General features: G+C 39.5%; 7 protein-coding genes and 1 pseudogene. 6 read left to right on the top strand and 2 right to left on the bottom strand.

Annotated elements, in window-relative coordinates; all coding sequences use genetic code 11:
* The 5 genes and pseudogenes from Q0314_RS03530 to Q0314_RS03510 form a co-directional block, all read left to right on the top strand.
* Positions 1–1,426, top strand: a pseudogene (locus Q0314_RS03530) (hypothetical protein); the annotation flags it as partial.
* A gap of 162 nt (positions 1,427–1,588) precedes the next feature.
* Positions 1,589–2,068, top strand: a complete 480-nt coding sequence (locus Q0314_RS03525) for a hypothetical protein (RefSeq protein ID WP_298056562.1) — start codon at positions 1,589–1,591, stop codon at positions 2,066–2,068.
* Between the two features lie 323 nt (positions 2,069–2,391).
* Entirely contained in the window at positions 2,392–2,865 is a 474-nt protein-coding gene (locus Q0314_RS03520) for a hypothetical protein (RefSeq protein ID WP_298056561.1), read from the top strand.
* A gap of 209 nt (positions 2,866–3,074) precedes the next feature.
* The gene (locus tag Q0314_RS03515; RefSeq protein WP_122868517.1) at positions 3,075–3,320 is read left to right on the top strand and encodes a hypothetical protein; all 246 of its coding nucleotides are present in this window, start codon (positions 3,075–3,077) and stop codon (positions 3,318–3,320) included.
* 212 nt (positions 3,321–3,532) lie between these two features.
* Positions 3,533–6,970, top strand: coding sequence for a hypothetical protein (locus Q0314_RS03510; RefSeq protein ID WP_298056552.1), 3,438 nt, complete (start codon positions 3,533–3,535; stop codon positions 6,968–6,970).
* Positions 6,971–7,656: 686 nt separating this feature from the next.
* On the opposite strand, the gene Q0314_RS03505 is transcribed toward Q0314_RS03510, so the two are convergent.
* Complete coding sequence (locus Q0314_RS03505) at positions 7,657–8,061, bottom strand: type II toxin-antitoxin system VapC family toxin (RefSeq protein ID WP_298056550.1); 405 nt, start codon at positions 8,059–8,061, stop codon at positions 7,657–7,659.
* A complete protein-coding gene (locus Q0314_RS03500) occupies positions 8,058–8,813 on the bottom strand; it encodes a hypothetical protein (RefSeq protein ID WP_298056548.1) in 756 nt (251 codons plus the stop codon). The genes Q0314_RS03505 and Q0314_RS03500 overlap by 4 nt, the downstream gene beginning before the upstream one ends.
* A 504-nt stretch (positions 8,814–9,317) precedes the next feature.
* Here Q0314_RS03500 and Q0314_RS03495 point away from each other — a divergent pair.
* Positions 9,318–10,031 (top strand): hypothetical protein, encoded by a 714-nt coding sequence (locus Q0314_RS03495; RefSeq protein ID WP_298056545.1) that lies wholly within the window; start codon positions 9,318–9,320, stop codon positions 10,029–10,031.
* The last annotated feature ends 3 nt before the right edge of the window (positions 10,032–10,034 follow it).

The following is a 10,034-nucleotide window of genomic DNA, read 5'->3' as shown; positions in this document are numbered from 1 at the left end:
GACAAAGGCAAAGGAGATTGTCGACGCTGCGCCGGACGATCATTTTATCATCTGGCACGACCTCGAGGATGAGCGGAAGGCAATCAAACAGGCACTGCCGGAGGCGCGGGAAATCTACGGATCGCAGGACATGGACGTGCGCGAGCGGAACACAATCGACTTCTCCGACGGAAAATTCCGCATCCTTGCAACGAAAAAGGAGCTCTCGGGGAGCGGCTGCAACTTTCAGCGGCATTGTCACCGCATGATTTTTCTCGGGATTGACTATGAGTTCAACGACTTCATTCAGGCGATTCACCGCTGTCACCGCTTCCTGCAAAAAGAAAAGGTCATCGTGGACATCATCTACATGGACAGCGAGCAGGAAATCCTCAAGGTGCTCCAACACAAATGGACACAGTACAACGAACTCACGTCAAAGATGGCGGAGATCATCAAGGAATATGGTCTCGGCGGCGCACAGGCGGCGGCTGAGATGGGGCGAAGCATAGGAGTTGATCGTGTGGAGGTAAAGGGCGAGGGCTGGACGATGAAGGACGGCGGAGCAGCAAAACAATACGCCGAACATAAATTTGAGCCTGAAAAATGGATAAACGATTTAAGCGGTGTATTAAGCGACGAATGGATAGCAAATTTAAAGAGCCTAGCGTTAAAGCATCCAGAAATGTTTAAAAGCGAAGCGGACGTATTTCGCGTAATCAAAGAGATAAAAGATAACCCTACGCATTTTTTTAAGAATAACATAGACGAAAACGCTTTGATGGTAAAACACCTAGACGATAAAAAAGTAGGCGAGATAGGCGTCAGAAAAAGCGATGGTCAAATAGTTCACGTCACAAAAAACAATAAAGATAAGAGAATAAAAGAGCTTGAAAGAAGGCAAGATAAGCTTTTAGGGAACACCGAGCTAGAAAAAGTGACCGGTCGGCGCGCCTCAACCGACACTCCGGTCGAAAGCCGGACGATGGCTACCACAAATAAAGCGGGGTCGGTCGCTAATGTAAAACGGCAGACGGTTGGGACATCCACGCTCCCAACACCTTTAAGCGCCGCCGATAAAACTGCGCTAAAGCAGGACGCAAATTCCGCTGGCGAAGCGTATTCGTCTGCCACTGATAGTATTATACCACAAAATTCAGCTAAAGACGAACTAAAATCGCTATCTAAAGAGTACGACATAGAGCAGTTTCTAAAAGATAGAGAGGACATACTAGCTAAAGATGCAAGATATGGGAAAACTAGATTTAGCGAGGCAAGGGTAGAGGACAACGGCGGCGTAGGCGGTTGGGAATACAAAAGAATGCCTGCGGGCTACGATAAAAACTACAAGGCTGATTTTTTGATCACTAAAGCAGACGTAGTAAAGATAAGAGACGGCAAAATAGACGAACAAGGAAGTAAAATCGAACAAGCTGGAGCAAAGTAAGAAGCAGTAAAAGGCGAAGCTCCCGGGCAACACCCCGGCGCGAACTTCGCCAATGAGAAAATTATAAATCAACCAGGCTTAAGGTTAAATAAATCAAGAGAAAAATTAATAAAAAATACGGACGTTTCAAGGCTAAACGACGAACAAAAAAGCGTATATGACGTGTTTGTAGGGAAAAGAGATAAGGTTATATTGCAGGGCAAAGACCTAGGCGACCTTTACTCCTTAGAGCAAGGCGGCAAAAATGCAGGCGCGAAAAAGATAATGATAAAACACGCAGGCATTGAAAAAACAGGCGGGCTTAGCAATGATGAGCTTTTAAATATAATGGATGTAGTAAGAAACGGCAAGATAGCCGACGATAGCTTCGAACTTAGAGACGATATAATAAGGTATGCCTATGATTTAAAAAAAGAAGGCGTTAATTTTAGAGTCGTAATAGATGAATTTAATGACGGCAAAAAAATATTTGACTATTACAGCGATAGAAATTTTATCGATTATGGCACGACACAAAAACGGTTGACGGGCAATAAAACATTTCAGTCTGCGCCAATGGCTAAAGATAGCCAAGGGCTTGCATTTAAGGACGACGCGCAGCGGGTCGCGCAGACTAATGATAGTATTATATCGCAAAATTAAGCTAAAGACGAACTAGAAATAAAAACCTACGCTAACCCCCACATAGAAGCAGGACTAGCGGGCGGAACGCTAAAGACGAAAACGGGAATTTAGACGCGGAGAAATTTGCTAAAGGTTTTATATACGGGCTTTTTGGCTCAAAGGTAACGGCGGCTACTCTAAAAAAGACGAACCCTAAACTATACGATCAGATAGTAAAAATAGGGGAAGGAAACGCTAATAAAGAAAAAATATCAAGTTTCGTAAACAAACTAAAGCAAGACGAACTAGGCAAGCTACTACAAAAGACCGTAACGAATAAAGACCTAAGCACGAAAACCAAAGTGGAGATAATAGAGGCGGCAAAGAAAAGATTTGCAAAGGAGACACCCAAAAGCCTAAGCGAACAAAGCGAGGCGCAGATGATAGTAAAGGATAAAGACCAAAAAGAAAAGAGAGGTATATACAACGTAGCTTACAACGATAAGAAATCCACTATCATATACAAAGACCTTGAAGCTATCGAAAATGCGATTAAATTTGAGAAAGGGTTTGAGAACAAAGTAACTAAAAAAGGCTTTGGTGCATTGCATATCGAAAAACATTTGAACGAAAAAAACGCAGGCTGGGTAACGCAACAAGAGTATCTAAATATGGGCGAAGTTGTCCGCAAGGGAAAGCTCAACACGGATAAATACGGCAGGCGTAGCTACGAATACTATAAAAACGGTATAAGATTTAGAGTCGCAATAGGGTATATGGGTAAAGGCAAAGATAGAGTAATCAGCTTTTTCTCAGATAGAAAGCCGAAAAAATAGTAAAAAACGCTTGGCATAGAAAATAATATTCTAACTTACAATTACTCCAAGCGTTTTAGGCGGGGGTGACGTCACGGACGGACGCCAATTATTTTAACCCCATCTATAAATGGCATTATACCATAAAATTTAAAGGTTTAGAATAGCGAGATACGGGTAAATAAGGTAAAAAGAGATAAAATAAAAAATCAAAAAAGGAGAACAACGCAATGAAACAAAACGTAAAAAATATAAAAGGCATAGAATTTGTTTGTATACATTGTCAGACATCCATATCCTTTGTGTTTGAAACGCATAAGGTTTTTCTAAATGAGTGCCCTAACTGCGGTGCGGAGTGGCTACCTCAAACGCTAAACATAGAGGCGATGAGAAACATTAAACATACTCTAAAAACGCTAAGAGAAGCAAGCGGAGCGGATATTAGCTTAATATGCGACGATATTGAGATAAAATAATACAAAGCAACGAAACTTAACAATCAAATTCTCTATTTAGGGGGCGCCCCCTATTTTCCCAAAAATTGCCGTATTTTTTGGCTATTTTTTTCTATTTTTCCCAAATTATGCAAATTTTGACACTATTTTCCTCTAATTTTCCCAAAAACTAGGTAGATTTAGGACTGCACCTTGAGCGATAATTGCCCTAAACCATACAAAAAGGAGCAATTATGGCAATCACAAGTACGGGCTATCAAGCCCCTGCAACATCTAGACAAGGCTTAAAACCTTCGGTCTACGACAAAATCATTTTAATAGGCGCGGACGAAACGCCGATACTAAGTATGATCGGTACATCTGAAGTCAAAGGCATAGAGCATAGCTGGCTAACCGATACGCTAGCGGCGCAAACGCACGAGGAGCGGGTAGCAAGCGAGGTAATGGCTAAAAACAAAATAGAAGGTGAGCGAGCACACATAGAGGACGTAAATAGTTTTGCGTCCGAGCGGGAGCAAATGAGCGGAGCATATCATCGTACAGGGGATAAAATCCCTGCCCGCAAGGACGAGCCTTTGCTTCACGCAGAGTGCTCACAACGAGACTACGCTACGAAGGGCTCGCCCGCTCAGACGATGACCGCGCGAGAGTTTGCGACCGGCGAAGCGGGACTGGACGAAGCCACGGCGGCAAGGGTAGTTAAAGAAGCCGCGCAAGGCAAAGAAAAAAGCGACTTTGTGGACGAGGATACTTATGCGGACATAGTCAAATTTAAAAACTTTGAGAACCAAAGAGACTACGCTAAAGCATACGGCGAGCAAATAGAAGCGGCTAAAACTAGCCTAAATAATGCCCGCGAACAATCGGCCGTAAGATACGCAGACACTCAAAGAGCTATCAACGAATATCAAAAACAAGGTATGTCCGCAAGCGCGACGAGGGAGCTAATCAACGCTAAATTTAAACCCAGCGCGGACGAGATAAACTACACTAGAGCTTACAATGGCGGGGCGGACGTAGATCCTAGACTTGCAGGACAAGGGATATTTTATGCGCTTGAAAAAGATATCGCGGCGCAGGCCTATACTCCAGAAATTTACGCCGCAAGGCTAAAGCAAAGAGGTTTTTCGGACGAGAGCGCGCAGGCTTTTACGCAAGCCTACGCAAAAAAAGATATAAACATCGCCAAAGACTACGCAAACGGCAAGGTTGCAGAGGCGTATGAAGCGCAGATACAAAAGCAAGTAGCAAGCCAGATAAGAGCGAAAAACGAAGCAAGCGAAATAAGTATAAAAGAAAAGGAGCTATCAAACGATGAAGGGGCGTATAGCCAACACGCTATGATCCGCCCCAATGAAACTAGTATAGAACAGGGCGGCTTAAAAAACGATAAATTAAGTGTAGCTAGGGAAAGACTTGTAAGCAAAATCGACGTAGAGAAGTTAAACAGCGAGCAAAAGAGCGTATACGACGTATTTATCGGCAATAAAGACAAAATAACGCTACAAGGAAGAGATCTAAACGATTTATATTCGCTAGAACAAGGCAGCAGAAACGCAGGCGCGAGAAAAATAATGATCAAGCACTCGGGCGTAGAAAAAACCGGCGGATTAACCGACAACGAACTATTAAATTTTATGGAGGTTGTTCGCGGCGGGAAGATAGCGGACGATAGTTTCGAACAATTCGACAATAAGATAAGATACGCCTACGATTTAAACAAAAACGGCGTAAATTTTAGAGTGGTGATAGACGAATACAACGACGGAAAAAAGGTTTTTGATTATTACAGTGATAGAAATTTTATAGATTATAGCCAAAAAGGAAATTTAGTCAATGAAAAAGAAGCTAACGGACTACGAGATAGCGTTTCTAGTATCGGCGATAATGCAAGCCGAGCAGGCGGACGACAAAGCGGCGATGAGCAAATACTACGCCAAGGCCGACGGGATACTGCAAATGCTAGCCAGACAAAGCGGCCAGCCCAGAGCGATGGGCAAATGGAGCAGCGATCAGCCGCTAAAGCAGATGGCGCAAATGATGCCGCAGCTGCAGGCGAGCAAGTGGTGGAAAAACAAGGAGGAGGCAATAACGAGGTAGCTCGCAGATTTACTATCGACGATGCTATAAATGCAAAGCTAAATTTTATCAACGAAAACAATCTTGGCAAAGAGGGTTGGCTCGATAAGTTAAATGCTGTTATTAAAAAATATAACCTAAAAGAAGCGGAAACTAAAAACGAGTTTATGGGAGTTATGATAAGGGATAGATTTAAGTATGGGCGAGAATTTGATTTTCCATCAATGAAGGACGTAATGCCCAAAATAAGTCCGCTAAAGCCCCAATATCATGAAATATTAAATGGCGCACATAAGGAGCTAAATGAGATACTCAAGAATAAGACCATTCCGGCCACAAGAGAGCAAAATTTAAAATTTCATGCGGCAAACTCAAATGTTCATCTAGGCAGCGGCCTAGTCGCCGGCACGCTAAATTCTATCGACGAGGACGGAAATTTTAGCCCTGAGAGATTCGCTGCGGGGTTTTTGACGGGGCTTGCGGGGAGTAAGGCTGCGGCCGTAGCATTAAGAAAAGTCGCTCCAAAGCTTTATGAAAATCTAACCAATACCGCAAAAAGTTTTTCCGACAAAGGCATAAAGAAAATAAGAGGCGAGATAGAAAAAATAAACGGCATAACGCCTATTAAAGAATTCGGCGAAAACTATGCCGAGTTTTATCATAACGGCAAAGGAGCCGTGCAGAAATTGTTAGCCGAAGAGCAGGGGCAAGTCGCGGGGGCGTTTTACCGTGACGACTTGGGGGATATAACTTTGCCGTGGGGCGAAGCCGGGACCGGTAGAAGCGACGGTTGGGGGCTAGCCAAAATAAAAAGGTTCCACCCTGAAGTCATGGATAGGCTTGACGAGATAATACGGGACGGAAAATTTTATTTTGACGAAAAAGGTAGGCCAAACATCAAGCTAGGCGATGAAATCGTGGGGCTTAAGGATAATTGGCTAGGCAAAGAAACGCCGTATTGGATCGTTAGTTCGTATGATAAGTCTTTAAAAGCCCGACCGAGCGAGGGGATCAACTCCGCTCGGAGCAAAAAAGCTATCGGAGAGAATTTTTCTTCCGAAACCGGGCATGAGACTATTATACCACAAAATTTAGACGATGCCGCAAGCAATCTACCTAAGCCTGAAGATATCATAGCAAAGCATCCAAATGTCGAGCGTGAGCTAGATGAGAGTATAGCGGCGATGAGAAAAGAGAGTTTTAACGACTCAAATTTTAAAGACGGGTTGATAAGTAAATTTGATACGAAAGAGATAACTACCCAAGAGCTCGGCAAAAGCGTAAATCTAAGCGATAAACAGCTAGCCGTCCTAAAAAACGATATCAAAAACGCGGACTTTAAAGTAATCAATGAAAGCAAAATTTACTTTGACAAGATCGGCAAAGACGGGGATAAAAAGAGATTTTTCGTCGATATTGCAGAGGATGGAAGCCTAAGAGTAGACGCATACGCAAAATCGCAGATAGATAATATCCCCGTAAAGCAAAGCGCGCTAGAGGAGCTAGCAGGCACGGGCGATGCGGCAAGGCTAAAAGGCATGAGCTTTGAGGTAAAGGCGGCGTATCGTAACGAGCTAGATCGTGGTTATTAGACAGACGCTAATTCTTTTACGCGTCTAAAAGATTATACCATAAATTTAAAAAACATCTATATTGCATCAGAACCACACATTATTACAGCTGATATTTCTTAAAACTATAACATTTCAAAAAATAATAATATCCCAAAAAATAAATCAATTTATCTTATAAAAAATAAAATACTATCCAAATTTTGAAATAAAAACATTTTTTCCCAGAGAAAAAAACAATTTTTTTCCATATCAATATAAATATTCCCAAAAAAAGAAATTTTTATCTATAGAATTGACAACCCAATAAAAACTTTAACGTCGCCTAGAAATTTAATTTAAAATAAAAACTCGCTTTTTAATATTCCAATGCTATCAACATAAGACACAAAAATTTAATAAATTATTAACAAAAACATAGGTAGAGATTTTTATTTTTTGGAGTTGTATTTTTGTGCTATTTTTTTCAGAATGAAAAAAATATGTGCACAACAATAAAAGTTCAAAAGTTATTAACTTTTGATTTACCTATTTAAAGGCAAACTCTAAAAAAAGAATAGATAAAGAAGGGAATTTATATAAAAAAAATAGTCTCCAGCCACTGTAGAATCGTTTCTAGAGCACATTTTGCATTTTCCCAGGTATGGGAAAAATGGTTTTCTCTCTGGGAAAAATTTATCTCTGCTGGTAAAATTTTTCCCACAATTTTAATTTTCATCATAATCTTTGATTGCTATAGCGATTTTAGGAAAGTTTTTATCGCTAGTATATATTACTTCGCAGCCTTCTTTGTCTGCACAAAAGTATTGTAGCGCATTTTCAAGATCAGAGTTTGAGTTTTTAGAATACTTAATGGCCTTTTTTATACCTTCTATTCCAAACGGAGATACGCACCATTTTTGAGTAATGACTTCTAAGAAATTTAGAAGTATAAGTTGCTTTTGTTGAGAATGGCGCAAATTATAATAAAGCGTGCTAATACTATCTTCGCTAATGACGATAGTATCTTGTTTTCGCATTAGATTTTGCATCAAAGCAACGGCCTTTTTGTTATTTATCCTATCTGTATCGATAATATCTATGATGATATTTAGGTCAAAAAATACTTTCATTGTTCTGCCTTTTGATTTAATTCGTCTGCTTTTTCTGCTCTTAATGATTTTGAATCGCCTTTAAAATCACCTTTAAATGCCCCGACAAATTTCATGATGTCGGCTATGTCGCTCTCTATTCCGCTAGGAGTAGTATTTTCTTGTGCGCTTTGCGTTGATTGTTGCGAATTATCGGTTTGCGCAGCCACTTCAATAATCTCATCTTCTTCTTCATGTTTTTTTGAAATCACAATCTCAGTTTCGCTTTTGTTGGCTGAATGTTGAATCTGCTTGACGCTATCTACCTGAAAGCTATCTGGCGCTGCCAAAACTTTATCAAAGCCCTCATAAGCCGCATCTGTTAAAATTTCCTTTGTCATTTCCAGTGTTTCAAAGTTAAATGTTTTAACGGTTGTTTGCCTTAATTGCTTTAGATCCTTTATCGAGCCCTTACCGACGATTTGCGGATTTAACATAAAAGAGTTTTTGCCGATTATATCAAATTTATCTTTGTCGTTTTCGCTGATTTTAAAAATAGCTTGTTTATCCTCAAGCTCTTTTAGAGCGCGATACACGCTTGATTTGGCTAAAATTTTACGCTCTTCAAAATATTTAACGAAATCGCTATCGTATTTAAAAATATTTTTATAATTTACGTTTTTTATCATTACTAAAAATACGGTTCTGGCGTTGTTTGAAAGATTTTCAACTAAAAAATCCAAATTTTCTACAAAAACTTTAATAAAGGCATCTTTTGTTTGTTCTTTTTGCAAAAAACTCGTAACTATCGTCTTTACTTCACCAGTTTGGCTATCGACGATCTCTTGCGTCCTATTGTAAAGCCTCGCGCTTGTGGAGCGAACTTTTTCTAGGTCAACGATTTCTTTTGCCATAATACTCCCCTGTAATTTATTTTTTCAAAAATATACTTTTTTTACCCTTATTTGCCACTGAATTTTCCCAAAAAATAAAACTATTTTTTATCAGAACCATAAAATTTTTCCCAAAAAATGAAACTATTTTTTATCAAAGAATCATTGTTTTTCCAAAAAAATAAAACTAGATTTTGAGTGATATTGAAATTTTAATGCCATTTATAAAAAGGCGCTTGTATTAGAAAATTGATTTTATAATGGCATCAATATGCAAGTTTTCTATGGTATATGTGTTTTTAAGAAAGCATTGATACGGGTACTATAAAAATATGTTTTCTATGACTCAACCTGTCATTCTCTTATGTTAAATTTCCATCATTATTTAAAACTAAAGGAGCGAAAATGATAAAATACATTGTAGGCGGAGTAGCGTTAGTGACTGCTGGGTACACGCTAAGAAGATACCTCAGTAAATATGATTTTCATATATCTGCAAAGAACAAAAATCAAAACAATACAAAACAGTACGACTCGAATACAAAATGGGAATCGGCCTTAGTCTATCCCGTAGGCATGAATGATGATGATTTTTTAGAAGCTAGAGTAGTGGAAAAAAGTCATAAATTTAATGAAACGATTAACCGTCTTTTTGTGTCATTGAAAAGTTTGCAGAAAAAACTATCAAGCGTAGAAAATTTGCCGGATCTAAAATCTGCTTATTCGTCTATTAGCGGCGAAAAGGTCTTGAGATTTAAAGCTCCCGATGCCAAAAATTTCAGCAAATTTTTCTATATTTTTATAGACTCCAAAGAGGATCTGCAGATTTTGTGCGATCTAAATTTAATGATAGATTATGCATTGGAGCGCATGATAGAAAATAACATTTCTAAGATTGATACCGCAGAACAAAAGGTAAGAGATTATTGTAAATTTGATACAGAGCAACAAGAGATAATCATCAAGCTAGTTGAGCTAAACAATGTTTTGGTTAAGGCGCTAAGAGAGCTAAGGTCCGCTACGCAAATGAAGGAAATAGCAACGATCTTTAAAGACGTGGCGGGAGTATATAAAAGATATTACGATAAAAAATTTTTTAAGGAGAAGCTAGAATGTTAAGAT

It is taken from the genome of uncultured Campylobacter sp. (assembly GCF_938040115.1).
Lineage (GTDB): Bacteria > Campylobacterota > Campylobacteria > Campylobacterales > Campylobacteraceae > Campylobacter_A.
This window is presented reverse-complemented; position numbering and strand designations above follow the sequence as displayed.

Coding starts and splice junctions, on each gene's coding strand:
- Q0314_RS03505 (WP_298056550.1), bottom strand. CDS start 8,061: ATGAAAGTATTTTTTGACCTAAATATCATCATAGATATTATCGATACA.
- Q0314_RS03510 (WP_298056552.1), top strand. CDS start 3,533: ATGGCAATCACAAGTACGGGCTATCAAGCCCCTGCAACATCTAGACAA.
- Q0314_RS03515 (WP_122868517.1), top strand. CDS start 3,075: ATGAAACAAAACGTAAAAAATATAAAAGGCATAGAATTTGTTTGTATA.
- Q0314_RS03495 (WP_298056545.1), top strand. CDS start 9,318: ATGATAAAATACATTGTAGGCGGAGTAGCGTTAGTGACTGCTGGGTAC.